Source organism: Azospirillum sp. ST 5-10 (assembly GCF_051225715.1).
In the GTDB taxonomy this organism is placed as follows: Bacteria; Pseudomonadota; Alphaproteobacteria; order Azospirillales; family Azospirillaceae; genus Azospirillum.
In genome coordinates, this window is sequence record NZ_JBPJSP010000037.1 from 45,155 (window position 1) to 61,404 (window position 16,250).

A 16,250-nucleotide genomic window follows, 5' to 3' on the forward strand; every position below is an offset into this window, starting at 1 on the left:
GAACGGACCGCGTCGCTCCGCCACGCGTTTCCCGAAGCCGGGGCGGGCGGGCTCCACCGGACGCGCCAGGTTTGGCAGCGCGTCGGCCCCGTGCCATAGTCATGGTCCGAAGGAGCCAAAGGCATGCCGACATCCAGAGCTTCCGATCTGAGCGAAGCGGAGCAATGCGCGCTGGCGGCGTTCGCCAAGCGGATGCGCCACCGCTATGTCGACCGCTTGCGTGGGCTGGCGGTGTACGGCAGTCGGGCGCGGCGCGATCATCGGCGGGACAACGATCTCGACGTGGCGGTGATCCTGGCGTCACCCATCGAGGACGTGGTCGGCGAGGCGCTGGCGATGGCCGACGACGCATACGACGTCCTGCTCGACCACGGCCTTCTGATTCAGCCGCTTTCCATCGAAGAGGGCAGCCTCGAAGAACCCGATGCCCATCCGATGCCCCACCTGACGCGGCGCATAGCCGCCGAAGGTCTGCGGCTGTGACGTCGGCGGAGCTCCTTGCCAAAGCGGTCCGGGCACTCGAGTCCGCAGAACTGTTTCTGGCCCATGGCGATCTCGACGGTGCCGTGAACCGGGCCTACTACGGCGGCTTCAACGCCGCACGGGCCGCTCTGGTCCATGAAGGGGCACTGCACGAGCTGGCGAAGACGCACGCCACGGTCATCGGCCTTTTCGGGCGCCACTTGGTCCAGTCCGGCCGCATGCCGGCCGATCACGGGCGCTTGCTGAACCGCTGTCACCAGCTTCGCAATCTTGCTGACTACGACGTGGCTGCTCCCGACGGGGACCGGGTGGCCGCCGTCGTGACCGGCGCCGGGGACCTGCTTGCCGCCGTGCAAATGCGGCTGGGCGGCGATCCTCGGGGGGCTGCGCACGGCCCCTGACGTACCGGCGTTCGTGGACCGACCCCATGAATTGACAGCGCCGCCGCCGCCCCCCTATCGTCCGGAACAACCAACCAGAACGCTTCCACGGCATCGATCCGGGAGGATGGAGTCCCCATGAAGAAACTTTTGTTCGCGGCGGCCCTCGCCGCGCTGTCGCTGTCGGCCGCCGGTCCCGCCGCCGCCCAGGAGCGAGTGACCCTGAAGTCGGCGACCTCGTCGTCCTCCTACTACGTCATGGTCGTGCAGATCGGCGAGGCGCTGAAGGCCGCCACCGACGGCAAGATCCAGGCGACGGTCGAGGAGAGCCAGGGCTCCGTCCAGAACGTCAAGGAAGCGGCCAAGCGGCCGGGCAACTTCATCTTCACCACGCCGCCCAACCTGCTGGCCAACGCCCGCGCCGGCAAGAAGCCGTTCGAGGGGGAGAGCGGCTACGACCGCATCCGCTCCCTGTTCGTCATGCCGCCGGTCACCGTGCACTTCGTGGTGCGCGCGGACTCCGGGATCACCGACATCACCCAGCTCGAAGGCAAGGACTTCATCGGCGGCGGCAAGGGCACCTTCTGCGAGGGGCGGACCACCGCCATCCTCAAGGCGCTGGGCATGGAGGGCAAGGTCAACATCGTCGACGTCGAGCTCGCCTCCGCCGACAACGCGGTGCGCAACCGCAAGGTGGTGGGCTACACCACCTGCTCCTCGCACCCGACGCCCGGCGTGACGGAGCTGGCGACCAACACGCCGATCCGCATCCTCTCCCTCACGCCGGCGCAGCTCGACACGGTGCTGACGCTCGATTCCGCGTCCGGCCCGGTGACCATCGCGCAGGACACCTACAAGGGGCTGGAAGGCGACGTGCAGACCGTCGGCGTGCCGGTCGGCGGCTTCACCACCACCGCCATGGACGACGACACCGCCTACCAGATCACCAAGATCTTCTGGACCAAGCGCGACGCCATGGCCGGGAAGAACCCGTGGTGGAAGGCGGTCTCGCCGGACCAGGTGAACCTGATGGCCACCAAGCTCCACCCCGGGGCGCTGCGCTACTACAAGGAAGCGGGCGTCGCCATCGACCCGGCGCTGCAGTAGGCCGGCCCGGACGCGTCGCTTCGGCCCCCTCCTGACCTCCCCCCGCGCAGTGGGGGAGGTCAGGAGGGGGGACCGGCACAACCGATCTCCATTCAGAAAAAAGCATCCCGTCATGAGCGAAACCACCGCAGCACCCGCGGCGCTGCCGCGGCGCGCCTCCCTCGAAAAGCTGCTGCTGGTGGCGGCCGCGGCCGGCACCGTGGGGGTGCACGTCTGGCTGATCGTCTCCGGCCTCGTGCCCAACCTGGTCAGCCGGCCGCTGCACCTCCTGGCCGCGCTGCCCTGGATCTTCGTGTTCGCCGCCGCGCGCGGGCGGGTGTCGCGGCTGGCGGGCTACGCCGCCTGCGCCTGCGGCGTGCTGGGCTGCCTCTTCATCATCGTCAACCGTGAAGCCATCGTCGAACAGTACGGCTCGCTCGACGGCAGCCTGTTCCAGTACGCGCTGGCGGTGGTGCTGATCCTGGTGGTTCTGGAGATGGCGCGCCGCGCCGTGCAGCCGGTGCTGCCGGCGGTGGCGCTGGTGGTGCTGGCCTACGGATTCTTCGGCGAGCTCCTGCCGGGCACCCTGGGGCACGGCGGCATCCCGCTCGACTACTTCCTCGGCAACCTGGTGGTTGCCGAAGGCGGGCTGTGGGGGCTGATGACGGGCACCTCGATCGACCTGATCGTGCCGTTCCTGATCCTCGGCGCCTTCGTCTCGGCGGGCGAGGCGGGAACCGGCTTCATGGCGCTGGCGACCCAGCTCGCCGGGCGGTTCAAGGCGGGCGCCGCCAAGGTGGCGGTCCTGGGCTCGGCGCTCTACGGCACCATCTCCGGCTCGGCCTCGGCCAACGTCGCCTCGGTCGGCACCATCACCATCCCGGCGATGAAGCGCATGGGCTATCCGCCGGCCTTCGCCGCGGCGACCGAGGCCGTGGCCTCCACCGGCGGACAGATCATGCCGCCGGTGATGGGGGCCGGCGCCTTCATCATGGCCGAGCTGCTGCGCATCCGCTACACCGAGGTCGCCGTCGCCGCGGTGCTGCCGGCGATCCTGTTCTTCGCCGCCTCGTGGATCGGCATCCACTTCTTCGCCATCCGCTACAAGCTCTCCGGCGTGCCGAAGGAGGACCTGCCGGGCTGGGCCAAGGTCGGCCTGGCGGCGCCCTTCTTCCTGCTGCCGCTGGCGATCCTCGTCGTCATGATGATGGTGCTGGACTATTCGCCGGCCTACTCGGCGCTGGCCGCGGCCGCGATCACCGCGGCCCTGCTGGGGTTCGACGGCCGCCTGCGCTTCAGCGCCGCGCTGTGGTGGGAGCGCGTCCAGGTCGCCCTGGTGGACGCGGCGCGGCAGATCGCCTTCATCGCCGCCATCCTGATCTGCGCCGGGGTGATCGTCGGCGTGTTCAACGCCACCGGCCTGGGGGTCAAGGTCACCTCGCTGATCGTCAGCCTCTCCGGCGACCGGCTGTGGGTGGCGCTGCTGCTGACGGCGGCGGCCTGCATGGTGCTCGGCATGGAGCTGCCGACCACCGCCGCCTACCTCATCTGCATCGCCGTCGCCGGTCCGGCCCTGGTGGAGCTCGGCCTGCCGGAGCTGCACGGGCACATGTTCGTGTTCTGGTACGCGCTGCTGTGCACCATCACGCCGCCGGTGTGCGGCACCGTGTTCGTCGCCGCCGGCATCGCCGACGCCCCCTGGCTGTCGGTGGCGGTGCAGGCGATGCGCATCGGCATCGGCCTCTACATCATTCCCCTCGCCATGGTCGCCAACCCGTCGCTCCTGCTGCTGGCGGCCGCGCCGGCGGCGGCGGTGGCGGCGGGGATCAAGGTGCTGGCGGGCACCGTGCTGGTCAGCTACGCCGCCATCGGCGGCGCCCGCCATCCCGTCGCCGGCGTCGCGGCCTTCGCCGGCGGGCTGGCGATCCTGTTCCTGTTCGGAATCTGAGGCGCGGCTAGAGCAAGATCGCTTTTGGCCGGACCGGCCAAAAGCGATCTTGCTCTAAACATTTGAATTTGGAGCGGGATCACTCCAGGTGATGCCACCTGGAGTGATCCCGCTTTAGGCCAGCGCGCGTCGCAGCTCGGCTTCCGTGTAGGGTTTGCGCAGCACCGTGGCGCCGGACAGCGGTTCCTCCAGCGCCAGGTCGTGGCCGGTGGCGAAGACGACGCGCAGGTGGGCGTCGTGGCGCAGGGCCTCGGCCGCCAGGTCGGTGCCGGACCGGCGGGGCAGGTTGACGTCGGTCAGCAGGACGTCCACCGCCTCGCGGGTCAGCACGGCCAGGGCCGCTTCGGCGTCGGCCGCCTCGGCCACGCTGTGCCCCATGGCCGACAGCATGGCGCCGGTCGTCATGCGGATCAGCGCGTCGTCCTCGACCAGCAGGACGCGCAGCGGCCGGGCCTTGGCGGGCAGGGCGGCGGGCAGGGCGGCGGGCAGGGCGGCGGGTGGGTCGGCGGGGAGCGGGCGGGCGTTCTTCGCCCGGGCGGCGTCCAGCACCTGCCGGATCTTCCGCGCCAGCGCTTCGCGGGTGTAGGGCTTGCCCAGCAAGGTGATCCCCTCGTCCAGGCGTCCGCCATGGACGATGGCGTTCTCGGTGTAGCCGGAGGTGAAGAGCACGGCGAGGTCGGGCAGGATCGCCTGGGCGCGCCGGGCCATCTCGGTGCTGCGCACCGGTCCGGGCATCACCACGTCGGTGAACAGCAGGTCGACGGCGGTGCCCTCCTCGATGACCGCCAGCCCCTTCTGCCCGTCGCCGGCCTGGAGGACGCGATAGCCGAGATCGCCGAGCAGGGCGACCACGGTGGCGCGGACCTGTTCGTCGTCCTCCACCACCAGGATGGTCTCGTGGCCGCCGCTCGGCGGTGCGAGCGGCGCTTCGGCGGCGACGGTCTCGTCCTGGCGCGTGCGGGGCAGGTAGATCTTGATGGTGGTGCCGTGGCCGGGCTCGCTGTAGACGGCGACGTGGCCGCCGGACTGCTTGACGAACCCGTAGACCATGCTGAGGCCGAGGCCGGTACCCTTGCCTTCGGGTTTGGTGGTGAAGAACGGGTCGAACACCCGCTCCACCACGTCGGGCGGCATGCCCGTGCCGGTGTCGGTGACCGCCAGCACGACGTACTGACCGGGTTCCACGTCGCTGTGGGCCGCGGCGTAATGGTCGTCGAGGAACGCGTTGCCGATCTCGACGGTCAGCCGGCCGCCATCCGGCATGGCGTCGCGGGCGTTGATCGCCAAGTTAAGGACGGCGTTCTGCACCTGTGCCGGGTCCACCAGGGTGTTCCACAGGCCGCCGCCGATCACCGTCTCCAATTCGACCTCCTCCCCCAGCGCGCGGCGCAGCAGCTCGTCCATGCCGCGCACGAAGCGGCCGAGGTTGACGACGCCGGGCTGCAGCGGCTGGCGCCGGGCGAAGGCGAGGAGCTGGGCGGTCAGCTTCGCCCCGCGCATCACCGCGTCGCAGGCGCCGGCCAGCCGTTCGGTCGCCACGCCGTCGCCGGCAAGGGCCGGGCGCAGCAGCTCGAGGCTGCCGCCGATCACCTGCAGCAGGTTGTTGAAGTCGTGCGCCACCCCGCCCGTCAGCTGGCCGATCGCCTCCATCTTCTGGCTCTGGCGCAGCGCGTCCTCGGCCTTGCGGCGTTCGCCCGATTCCGTGCGCAGCCGTTCATAGGCCTCCGCCAGGGCGGCAGCCTTGCCTTGCAGTTCCAGGTTGGCGCGCGACAGGGCGGCATGGGCGGCGCCGAGGACGACGACGACCAGCGAGGCCATCGTCACCAGCAGGCCGATGCCGACGTAGCGGTGCAGGCGGCTGACGAAGGGTTCCCTGACGGCGCGCAGAAGCACGCTGCCGAGGGGGAGGTCGCCCTGGATGATCGGCGCGGTCACGTCGAGGACCTCGTCCGCTGCGGGGAGTGGCCGGGCGGTTCCCACCGCGGCACGGGCGGGCGGCCGCCGGTAGGAGACGAAGAGGGCGCCCTGGGTCGTGTACACCGCCGTCTCCAGCACCTCCGGGTTGACGGCCAGGGCGTCGACGTACTCCTGGGCGGCGGCGCGGTCGTCGAAGGCGAGGGCCGCCGTCAGGGTCGCCGCCAGGATGCGCGCCTGCACCCGCAATTCCTCTTGCTTCTGGGCCTCGTAGGTGCGCTCGTTGACGACCGCCATGGCGACGCCGGCGAGCAGCAGGCACAGGGCGACGGCCAGCGTCCCCAACGGAACAGGCCCCCACAGGCGCGGCGTGTCGGTGCCTCGTGCCATCCCGGTCCCCTCACTCCCCATCCTGTCCGGGCACCGCGAGGCTCAGGAGCTTCGAGCTGATCGCGATGCCGTTCTCGGCCGCCGTCCGGCCGTCGATCTCGAAGCGGACGCGGCCGTCGACGATCACGAAGTTGACGATCCCCTTGGCCTCCCGCGCGCCCTGCCGGTCGGTGACGGTCAGCACCGGCCGGCCGCGCAGGCCCCGCAGGGCGGCGGCGACCGCTCCCGGGTCGCGGTGCCCGACGAAGGCGACGTGGCAGCCGTCGGCGGCGGCGGCCGACGCCGGCCGTCGGACGACGAACGGCCGCTCTCCCAGCCGCTGTCCGGCGACCGCCCGGTCGATCACCGAACCGAACGGGTCGGGGCCGACGATGCACACGGCGATCGGGGCGTCCGGCCCTCCCAGCGCCGCCTCCGGCCATGCGACGAAGGGCGCGAACTTGTAAAGATAGGTCGCCTTGACCGCCAGCTCGAGCGAGTCCGCATCCGCCATGGTGGCGCCGGCAAGCGCCGGCGCCAGGCCGAGCAGGATGCACAGACGCGTACGAAGCCTCCGGCGGCGGGGCATCGTTCAGAATTCCGCACGAATGCGCGCGTAGATGGAACGGCCGATGTCGCGTGGCGGGCTGGTGCCGGGGTCGATCACCTCCAGATGGCCCTCGTCGAGAAGGTTCCAGCCGTGCAGCGAGACGGTGAGGGACGGCGTCAGCTGCCACAGCAGGTGGGCGTCGAGCGCGGTGTAGCTCGGCACCTCCGACGGCGACACCTGGCCGACGTGGCGCAGCCCGACGTCGAACAGCACGCCGGCGCCGAGATCCAGCTCGGAGCGCAACTGCACCTGGTAGTCCGGGTCCTGGCCGGCCGCCTGCGCCTCGGACAGGTCGACCGCGCCGCCCGTCACGTGCAGGTCCTTGCGCAGCCAGTTGCCGCCGGCGCGCAGGCGCCAGGCCGACGTCACGTCGACGCTGCCCCAGGCCTCCACGCCCCAGGTTTCCCCTTCCAGGTCGTTCTGCCACCGCAACTGCCCCGAGGGGGCGACTCCCAGCGACCGCAGATCGTCGTAAAGGTTGTAGAAGGCGGACACCGAGAGGGACGTCGCGGCGGTGGGCCGGCCGCGGTAGCCGATCTCGAAGGCGGTCAGCTTCTCGGTGCGGAACTCGGACGAGGGCACCAGGAAACCGCCGCCTTCCAGCTCGCGGTCGATGCGCGACGGCGTGCGCACGGCGCGCGACACCGCCGCCCACAGCACGTGATCCTTCTCGACCTGCCAAGCCAGGCGCAGGTTCGGCATGGCGTCGAGGCCGGTGTAGCTGTTGCTCTCCGCCTTGAGACCCGCGGTGAGGTGGAGGTCCGGCGCCAGCGCGACGGTGTCCTGGACGAAGACGTTGCTGACCGACAGGGTGGCGGTCGGGTCGGCGAATCCGAGCGCCACCCGCGAGGAGAAGCGCGAGTGCCAGCGCCGGTATTCGGCCCCGAGCACGAGCTCGTGCCGCTCCCCCAGCGTGCGGTTGTGCTGCACCTGGACCTCGTAGGTCTCGAGATCGTCGGTGGCGATGACGTAGTCCCGCACCTTGCGGTCGTAGTAGGTCTGGACCTCCAGGGTCGATCCCTTGCCGAAGCTGCGTGTCCAGCGGCCGAGCAGATTGCCGCCGTGCAGGACCGTATCGAGATAGTCGGTGTGGCGCCGGTAGACGTCGCCCTGCAGCGTGTAGGCGTCGCCGTCGTCGGCGAGATCCATGCGGAAGCCGGCCTGGGTCCCGTCGAATGCGTCGGTCAGCGTGTCGCCGGCGGTCGCCGGGTCGGTGTCGTCGTGGCGGAAGCCGCTGGCGTAGACCCGGTAGGCGCCGAGGTCGCCGATCCGTCCGCCGAAGCGGGCGGTGCCGGCACGCTCCACGTTGCCCGCCGCGGCGTCGAAGAGGACGCCCTGGGTCTCGGCGGCCGGCTTGGTGATGATGTTGACGACGCCGTTCACCGCGTTGGCGCCCCACAGGGTGCCGCCCGGGCCGCTGATCACCTCGATGCGGTCGATGTCGGCGACGGGGACGTCGACCGATTCCCAGAACACGGTGGCGGCGAACGGGGAATAGACGCTGCGCCCGTCGACCAGGACCAGCAGCTTGTTGGAGGATTCCGGGGAGTTGAAGCCACGCGCCGCCACCGCGTGGTTGTAGGCGTTGAGCTGCGCCACCTCCAGATTGGGAGCCAGGCGCAGGGCCTGCGGCACGCTGAGCGCACCGGCGCGGCGGATGTCCTCCGCGGTGATGACGTAGACCGCGGCCGGCGCGGTGCTGATCGACTCCGCGCGTTTCGACACGGAGGTGACCTGAAGGGTCGACAACTCTTCGATGGAGAGCCGCGAGAGATCTTCGACCGACTGGGCGCGTGCGTCAATGGTTCCGAAGATCAAAAGGAACGGGACGAGCCGCCAGACCCGTCGCCGCTCGTCCCACGCCAATGCACGGCCCGTCCCGGCGCCTCCGCTGCACATCCATGCCCCCAACCCACCTGCGCCTTGAGCGGCGCTTGTTCGTGGTTATAGCAGCAATGACGGCAGCGATCCGTTAGGCGCAACGTCAGACGATTTACCCCTTTCGTCTTGAGACTGCCCCGGCGCCCCGAGGGCGCAGGGGGCGTCGGTGTTGAGGGGGACGGGTGCGGGCGGGTCAGGCCGGTTCCAGCGCGCCGCACCGGGGCGGCGCATCGGCCTCGCCGGCCAGTCGCAGGAGATAGCGGCCGTAGCCGCTCTTTCCCAGTTCGTGGCCGAGAGCGGCCAGTTCGGCGCTGGTGATCCAGCCGTTGTGAAAGGCGATCTCCTCCGGGACGACGATCCGTTGGCCCTGCCGCCGTTCGATCGTCTGGACGAAGCTCGTCGCCTCGGCGAGGCTTTCGTGCGTGCCCGTGTCGAACCAGGCGAAGCCGCGGCCCAGGCGTTCGACGTGCAGGGCGCCGCGCTCCAGATAGCGGGCGTTGACGTCGGTGATCTCCAGTTCGCCGCGTGCGCTCGGCGTGATCTCGGCGGCGATCGACACGACGTCGTTGTCATAGAAGTAGAGGCCCGTCACCGCCCAGTTCGAGCCGGGCCGCCGCGGCTTTTCCACGATGGATATCGCCCGGCCATCGGCATCGAAGGCGACGATGCCGTAGCGCTCGGGGTCGGCGACCTGGTGGGCGAACACCGTTGCGCCGCCGCGCCGCTGCACGGCGCAGCCGGTGGGCCAGGCCGTCGCCGAAGAGAACGTTGTCGCCCAGGGCCAGAGCGCAGGGGCCATTGCCGATGAAGGCGCGGCCGATCAGGAACGCCTGGGCCAACCCGTCGGGATGCGGCTGCACGGCGTAACGGATCGACACGCCCCAGCGGCCGCCGTCACCGAGCAGGCGCTGAAAGCCCGGGGCGTCGTCCGGCGTGGTGATGACGAGAAGGTCGCGGATGCCGGCCAGCATCAGCGTGCTCAGCGGGTAATAGACCAACGGTTTGTCGTAGACCGGCAGCAACTGCTTGGACACCGCGCGGGTGACCGGGTGCAGGCGGGTGCCCGCGCCGCCGGCGAGAACGATGCCTCTCATGCCATCCCCCCATTTTCACGCGCTGATCGGTTCGACCGGCGTGCTTCCGGGAGCGGTGCCGGACACCGCGCGCAGCTCCGCCGCCCGGGCGGCGCGCAGGAACGTGGTCTCAACGTCGCCCGGTGCGTCGCCGTCGCCGCACAGGAAGTCGATATGGGAGAAGCCGATGGTTACGTGGCCCGTCCGCTCCGGCAGCAGACTGTCGATGCGAATTTCGCATCGGTTGACGTGGCCGGGTGTCACCACGCCGCCGTCGACGAAGACATAGCCGTCGCCTTCGAAGATGAACGCGCGGCACGCCGCCACCGTGCCGTTCACCGTCGCGCTCACGTTGTCGGTGAGATTGCTGAAGATGGCGGTCAGCACGCGCATCCTCAGGGCCAGCCGGACGGCGCGCGTCACTTCGAAATTGATCGTCATGCCGCTGGCGATGAAGCGCCGCCAGTGAACGTCGACGCCATCGCACCGCTTGCGCTCGCACGGCAGCGCGCCCGTGCCGAGAAAGCGTTCGTCGGCGGCGATCCGCAGGGACGCCTGGTCGTCCGGGTCCAGCCGATGCGCGATCGCCGGCGGGCGGGCGGGTCGGCGGCCGGTACCTTCGAGCCATTCCGCCTCGAGCCGGAGCGCCCGCCGGTGGAGTTCGTGGTCCACCTCCGTCAGGCGTTCGAGGCGTCGGCGGATATCGTCCGGAACCTCGTAGCGGTGGGTGCGGTTCAGCGCTGGGACCGCTCCGACGAAGGTCAGGCCGAGCTCCGTCAGCAACCGGCCGATCGCCCGGTTGGCGTTGCCGGTCGTGAACACGAAGTTGGCCCGCTCGAGGTTGGCGATGGCCGTCCCTTGGTCGATCCCCGGGCCATTGGTCGACACCCGTCCGAGGACGCGGGTAATTTCGCCGATGGGCGACACCGCCAGCAGATCCGGCCTGTCCTGCAGGGCATCGATGAAGGACGGGAGATCGAGGGTCTGGGCCAGGCAGAAGATTTCCAGGGTGGCCCCGCTCAGCGCCTTGGGCAGCGGCAGCGAGCGCCAGTACCAGTAGGTGGAGCAGAACCGCTCGACCGGATGGCGCGACACGAACAGCGTGGTCGGCCGTCCCTCCAGGCGGTCGACCAGGCAGAAGGGGAAGTGGCCGGAGATGAACCAGCGCGCGCGGCGCTGCGAGAAGTCGATCGCCGCGGCGTAATGGTGGGGACCGTCGCCCAGGCGGAGAACGTCGGCGGGTGCGAAGAGGTTCTCGACGGCGTGGCGGAGGGTGGTGCCCGCGCTTTTGGGCAGGTGGACGAAGCAGAGACGGTCCAGGGGATGGTCGCCGGCCGTGGCGCGGCGCTCGACCGGGGTCGGTTGCGGATCGTGCATATCAGGACTTGCCGCTGGTCAGTTTGTGCAAGGCGAAGCTGCGGAGGGCGCCGTCGAACTGCACGCCCTCGCCGTCGGGAAAGATCTCCCTGGGATAGCGGGGCTCAGCCAGGGCCTCGGTCTTCGACGCGCGGGCGAGCAGACACTCGCCCATCAGCTCGGTGTGCGGGGAGACGCTGCGCACAAACTCCCAGACCTTCTCGTGGTGTTCGGTGTAACGATAGGCGTCGTAGGAGGTGAGAAGGTCCACCGTGAACCCGCTGCTTTCAAGAAGCCTTCGCAGATCGGCCGACGACCACAGATGCAGGTGGCCGGATTCGAGGTTGCGGAAAATCTGACTGCGCTGGTTCGGGTTCGCCTGCCAGAGAATGCAGGTTATGGCGTGGATCTCGCAAGGATTTGGCGTGGTCAGATAAAGCTCACCGTTCATTCTCAGCACCCGGTTCATTTCGAAGAGCGCGTGGGCGGGGTCGCGCCAAAGATGCTCCAGGACCTCGGCGAAGAGGACGGTATCGACCGACCCCGATCGGAAGGGCAGGGGGTCGGTCTCGATGTCGACGCTGTACAAGTCATATGGTGTCTGTGGAATTTCGAAGCTGACCGTGTGGATGATGGCCCGCCTGTTGAGCTTTCTCAGAAAGAACGACAGGAATGGTTTGTCGCTTCCCAGGTCGAGGACCGTACCAGAGAGCGTCTCCCGGCACATATGGCAGTAGCGCCACTTGTGGAACTCCGCGTTCGCACGGCCGTCGGCGCGGGAGGCCGGCGAGAAATGGGAATGGAATCGCTCGTTGAGGTCGTCGTATCGACGCTCGAATTCTTCCGCATCCTGCACGTCGAGCGCCGGATCCGCTTCGAGCGCTTCGAGCAGGGATCGATCACCGTGGATCAGCTTCACATCGTCCTCCTCGGAACCCGCATGATCAGGCCTGCTCCGGCGCAGAAGAGCGTCCGCGCGGCCTCTCCCGCAACCCGGCCGCCGCCTGCGCGACGTTCGGACGGCCGGGCGCGCCGGGGGCCGCCCCGGAGGCGTCAGACGGTCATGACGTTTCGACGGGAGGAGGCACGCGCCTTGTCCACGGGGGCGTCCCCCTTCATGGTCGCGGCGAGGTGCATCCAGCGGTCGACAAGGCGCCGGGCGTCGGCATGGGGAGCGCGCCCTTCGTGGTAGCCGGCGGAGTTGTAGTGGCTGTGGGCATTGGCGACCTTGCCGCTGGCGATCGCCTCCGCCACGTCCTCGTAGGTGCCGCTGTACCAGTCCTCGTCGACGTTGAGCGGCGACAGGCGGCGCCCTTCGAAGTAGCCGGCTTCGCCGAAATGCTGCAGCTCGCTCTCCAGCTTGCCGGATTCGATGGCTTGGCGGACATCGTCGTTCATCGCCCGGTACCATTGCGCATCGAAGCCCACGCCAGCGGCGGCGGCCTGCAGAAGCAGACCGAGGACTTCGATGGGCATGGTCGCGGTCTCCGCCTGCCGGTCGAGCTTGACGCAGGCCTGGAACACCTGGATTGGCGGTAGGTACATCACAGAACTCCTTCGAGCTGGACGTTCAGGGGCGGCGCATCATGGTCGTCCATCATCTTCAGAATGTGCCGGATGCGTTCGGCATAGAGTGGCGACAGGGCGGCTGGCGCGTAGGTCCGGCGCATGAAGCGCTGCGCCGCCGCGGCGATCCTGTGGCAGAACGCCCGGTCCTCGACGAGCTTGCGCATGAGCGTGGCGGCGTGTCGGACGTCCACCTCGGCCCACATCTGGTCGTGATGGCCGGGGTAGTCGCCAGGTCGCACGGGCACCAGCTTGTACTTGGCGAGGAGAGCGGTCTTCGTCGTGGTAAAGTCGAGGTTCCCCGAATAGCCGGTCACGACGACGGGCTTGCCGAGCATCATCGCCTCGGCCGGACCGCGACCGAAGCCCTCCGAGCGGTGCAGCGAGACGTAGGCGTCGCTCAGAGCGACGAGACTCATCAGCTCGCGGTAGTTGTACTCCTCGTCGCGCAGGACGATGCGGGGGTCACGCCCGGCGAGCAGCCTCAGCGCGTTGGCCCGGTCGGGAGCGTGCGCCGCGTTGATGCTCTTCACCAGGAGGGTGACCGGCTCGTCGCCGTTCGGAAAGGCGCGGCGGAATGCGGCGATCGCAGCGTCCGGGTTCTTGCGGGCGGCGAAGGAAAGATAGTCGAAGCCGAAATAGAACAGGAAGGTGTCGTCGGGAACACCGAAATGCCGGCGCGTCAGGGTTTCGTCGACGGCCGGGACCTCGACCGCCAGGGGCAGCAGATGGACCGGCCGGGGGGACCGCTCCTTGAAGGCGTTGTAGGCGAACCGGGTCGACGCCCAGATCTCGTCGTAGAACGAGAAGGCGGCCAGCCAATCCGCCGGAAACCTGGCAAGCTCCCAGGCCCAGTAGCCGATCCGATACTCTCCATTGATCCGCGCCCGGCGGAGGAACGCGTGGTCCATGAGGGCGGTGTCGGCGTTCATGTGCACCACGTTGATGCGGGCGGTGTGGCCGTCCACGGCCACCTCGCGCCCGTCGCCGGTGACGAGGCGACCGCTGGCGCGATCCAGGCTGGCGAAGGGGATGCCCGCCGCCTGCAGGGTCCTTGCCGTCATCCGCACGTCCTCGCCGCGCCCGGAGGGCGAAGCGAGATAGCCGGTGAGCAGGATGTCCGGGAGGGGCGCGGGCGGGCTGCATCGGACGGTCGCCGGCGGCCGCTCCAGGAGATCGGCCCAGATCCTCAGATGCTCCTCCTCGGCCGGCAGATCGGCCAGCCATGCGACCATGGCCTCGGCGCCTGCGGGCGTGTCGTACGGGAAGCTGGCCATGAGGTCGGCACGGCTGGACCAGAGGAGCCGGTGGAGGTTGCACAGACCCGCCGCCAGGGTCGGCGACGCCTCCTGGCGCAGGAAGGCCTTGAGCCAGGGCGCGATCATGGCCGGGCCGAGGCCGATCTCCCGGAGCCCGTTGTGGATGAACCACTGCAGAAGCCGGCGGCGGCCCGTCGGCCGGTCGACGTCGAAGGCACGCTGGAGGTCGGGGCGCAACTGCCACACGCCGAGCAGGAGATTGTCGAGCGGGGCGTCGCCGGTCCTCTCCGGCCGCGCCGCGAACAGCCAGTCGCGAAGCCGCCGGGTGAAGCGGTCCGGCCAGCGGCAGTCCTCGCCCATCGTGCCGCACAGCCACAGGGCCAGCCTGAGCCGGGCGTGACGGCACCGGGGAAAGTCTTCGATCTGATCCGGAAACGGGTACAGCGGCGCCATCATCCGCATCAGCCGCGTCAACGGCACGTCGCCGCCGAAATCGTCCTCGACGCTGTCGAGAAAGGGGCCGAGCGTGCCGTGGGTGACGCCAAGGTCGACGCAGCCCTGACGCACGCCTTCGGTGAGACACCAAGTCAGGAACGCATAGAGGTCCTGCTCGGTTTGGTTGGGGAAGCTCCGCTGGAGGTCGTCCCGTTGTTCCCACAGCAGGGCGAACCAGCGCGGGACGTGGACGCCGCCGCCGCCCGTCGGCACGTTGATGGGAACCGCGGTTCCCAGCCAGCGGGCGAGCCCAGTCGTCGGCGCGATCATGCAGCCGCGTCCCTGGCGGGGCCATGGAGCGACGACGGGCGCCGAGGGCTTCGCGGTCTGCATGAGGCGGCGTGCCGCGGCGACGGACTCTGCGTCGAAGCCTGCCTCGCCGCCGCCGCCGTCGACGAACCAGGCGAGATAGTCGGTGCGTCCGGCTGCGGTGTCGATGGCGAAGGTCCGCCGCAGATCGTCGCGCGCCAGCCAGAGTTCGTGCATCAGGCGGGTGATCGGCTGACCGCCCGGGCCGTCGGTTTCCGGAGCGGCCTCGTCGAAATGGCGGCCGCCCTGGGTGAAAGGCTGCCGCAGGGCCGCAGGCAGCCCGTTCTGCTCGGCGCGCCGGAAGACCCGGCGCATGAAGGGATGGATGGTGCGGCCGTTGCCGAAGAATCCGAAGGCATAGGGGATCCCGGTGGTCGCCTCCCAGCCGTTGCGGTGCAGCCGGGCGACATAGTCGAGGAACAGCGTCCTCAACGGTCCGATGTCGTCCGGCGAGGCATAGCGGTCCTGATGCTTGGAGAAGACGCCGGTGTTGCTCGGCACGACGCCGGAGAAGTGGACGAAGCGGACCGGGCGGTCGTTCACGAGATAGGTTCCGCTCCGGTCCGTGACCGGGCGGTGCGACAGGTTCCAATAGGCGATGTTGTATCCGGGATCGTGGATGATGGCCGTGCTGGCGACGAACGCCGGGGCGAGGTCGACCCAGCGTTGATCGGTGAACTTGTTGGCGGCGACGTCGACCACGGCGTCGCGTCGGCAGCGGTCGGCCCACCAGCCCAGGAACAGAAGCGTCTCCGGCGTCTTGGCGGCGGCCATGAAGCCGAGATTGTAGATGCCGGACTTCATGATGGTGAGATCGTCCGGCTGCCGCCCGTCCTGGAGCGGGCGCGTGATGTGCGGGGTAAGAACGAGGCCGGCGCCACGCGACAGGGCGTCGCGAACATCCACCAGGGGGGCGACCACGACGATGTCCGGATCGAGATAGACGTATCCGCCGGCGTCGAAGCGCTCCATCAACCACTGGAAGCAGGCCGGCTTGATGGCGGTGGAAAATTCCATCACGCTGTAGACGAAGGCCATGGCCTCGACGTCCGGCAGGCCGAGGTCCTCGACCGGCACAATAGTGGCGGGTACGTCGATGGCGCTGGTCGTGGGCGACACGCGGTCACAGAGAACGATGAAGCGGACGCTGTCGGGATGCGACGACGCGACCGACTCCATGAGTGTCTTGGCGTAACTGAAGTAGTTGTTGGCGACGATGGTGAAGAATACGAGTTCCGAGCGGCCGACGGATGTCTTCGAGGCCGGGCAGGGGCGCCGTCGTCGCGCCGTGGGTGGAGCGCCGCTACCCGGGACTGCCGTGGTGGTGACTGACCTGGTCCGTTTGGGCATCTGACTCTCGAGCGTGATGGCGGGGCTGGCGGGCTGCGGGAGGCGGCGCGAAGCGGCGGCCGTCGGATCAGTAGATGAATTCCATCTCACCCCTCTCGGCGATGACGATCTCGCCGCGCGCGGCGAGGTCCTTGGCGAGCTGGACCATGTACATCTGGGCCTCGTCGACCT

The 16,250-nt window shown here is 69.4% G+C and carries 11 protein-coding genes and 2 pseudogenes; 4 read left to right on the forward strand and 9 right to left on the reverse strand.

All coding sequences use genetic code 11. The annotated features are described in order from the left end of the window. Positions 1–123: 123 nt before the first annotated feature. The 4 genes from ACSBPG_RS27955 to ACSBPG_RS27970 all read left to right on the forward strand — a co-directional run bounded on the left by ACSBPG_RS27955 (position 124) and on the right by ACSBPG_RS27970 (position 3,897). Positions 124–483, forward strand: a complete 360-nt coding sequence (locus tag ACSBPG_RS27955; protein WP_435540528.1) for a nucleotidyltransferase domain-containing protein — start codon at positions 124–126, stop codon at positions 481–483. Next, the gene (locus ACSBPG_RS27960) at positions 480–884 is read left to right on the forward strand and encodes a HEPN domain-containing protein (RefSeq protein WP_435540529.1); all 405 of its coding nucleotides are present in this window, start codon (positions 480–482) and stop codon (positions 882–884) included. Before ACSBPG_RS27955 ends, ACSBPG_RS27960 begins: the two co-directional genes overlap by 4 nt. A 117-nt stretch (positions 885–1,001) precedes the next feature. Further along, complete coding sequence (locus ACSBPG_RS27965) at positions 1,002–1,970, forward strand: TAXI family TRAP transporter solute-binding subunit (RefSeq protein ID WP_435540530.1); 969 nt, start codon at positions 1,002–1,004, stop codon at positions 1,968–1,970. A gap of 112 nt (positions 1,971–2,082) precedes the next feature. Beyond that, a complete protein-coding gene (locus ACSBPG_RS27970; RefSeq protein ID WP_435540531.1) occupies positions 2,083–3,897 on the forward strand; it encodes a TRAP transporter permease in 1,815 nt (604 codons plus the stop codon). A gap of 114 nt (positions 3,898–4,011) precedes the next feature. Here ACSBPG_RS27970 and ACSBPG_RS27975 read toward each other — a convergent pair whose 3' ends face one another. The 9 genes and pseudogenes from ACSBPG_RS27975 to ACSBPG_RS28015 all read right to left on the reverse strand — a co-directional run. Then, complete coding sequence (locus ACSBPG_RS27975) at positions 4,012–6,201, reverse strand: response regulator (RefSeq protein ID WP_435540532.1); 2,190 nt, start codon at positions 6,199–6,201, stop codon at positions 4,012–4,014. A 10-nt stretch (positions 6,202–6,211) separates the two neighbouring features. Beyond that, positions 6,212–6,769, reverse strand: coding sequence for a YfiR family protein (locus ACSBPG_RS27980; RefSeq protein ID WP_435540533.1), 558 nt, complete (start codon positions 6,767–6,769; stop codon positions 6,212–6,214). A gap of 3 nt (positions 6,770–6,772) precedes the next feature. Beyond that, positions 6,773–8,515: a TonB-dependent receptor plug domain-containing protein gene (locus tag ACSBPG_RS27985; protein WP_435540534.1), complete on the reverse strand. Its 1,743-nt coding sequence runs from the start codon at positions 8,513–8,515 to the stop codon at positions 6,773–6,775. Positions 8,516–8,864: 349 nt separating this feature from the next. Continuing rightward, a pseudogene (gene rfbA, locus ACSBPG_RS27990) lies at positions 8,865–9,765 on the reverse strand (glucose-1-phosphate thymidylyltransferase RfbA). Between the two features lie 15 nt (positions 9,766–9,780). Continuing rightward, the gene (locus tag ACSBPG_RS27995; RefSeq protein WP_435540535.1) at positions 9,781–11,121 is read right to left on the reverse strand and encodes a hypothetical protein; all 1,341 of its coding nucleotides are present in this window, start codon (positions 11,119–11,121) and stop codon (positions 9,781–9,783) included. A 1-nt stretch (position 11,122) separates the two neighbouring features. Next, a complete protein-coding gene (locus ACSBPG_RS28000) occupies positions 11,123–12,019 on the reverse strand; it encodes a methyltransferase domain-containing protein (RefSeq protein WP_435540536.1) in 897 nt (298 codons plus the stop codon). A gap of 134 nt (positions 12,020–12,153) precedes the next feature. Continuing rightward, positions 12,154–12,645 carry a hypothetical protein gene (locus ACSBPG_RS28005; protein ID WP_435540537.1) on the reverse strand — a complete coding sequence of 164 codons (492 nt, stop codon included), beginning with the start codon at positions 12,643–12,645 and terminating at the stop codon, positions 12,154–12,156. Further along, positions 12,645–15,908: a glycosyltransferase gene (locus ACSBPG_RS28010; protein ID WP_435540538.1), complete on the reverse strand. Its 3,264-nt coding sequence runs from the start codon at positions 15,906–15,908 to the stop codon at positions 12,645–12,647. Before ACSBPG_RS28010 ends, ACSBPG_RS28005 begins: the two co-directional genes overlap by 1 nt. Positions 15,909–16,146: 238 nt before the next feature. After that, positions 16,147–16,250, reverse strand: a pseudogene (locus ACSBPG_RS28015) (flagellar motor switch protein FliG); the annotation flags it as partial.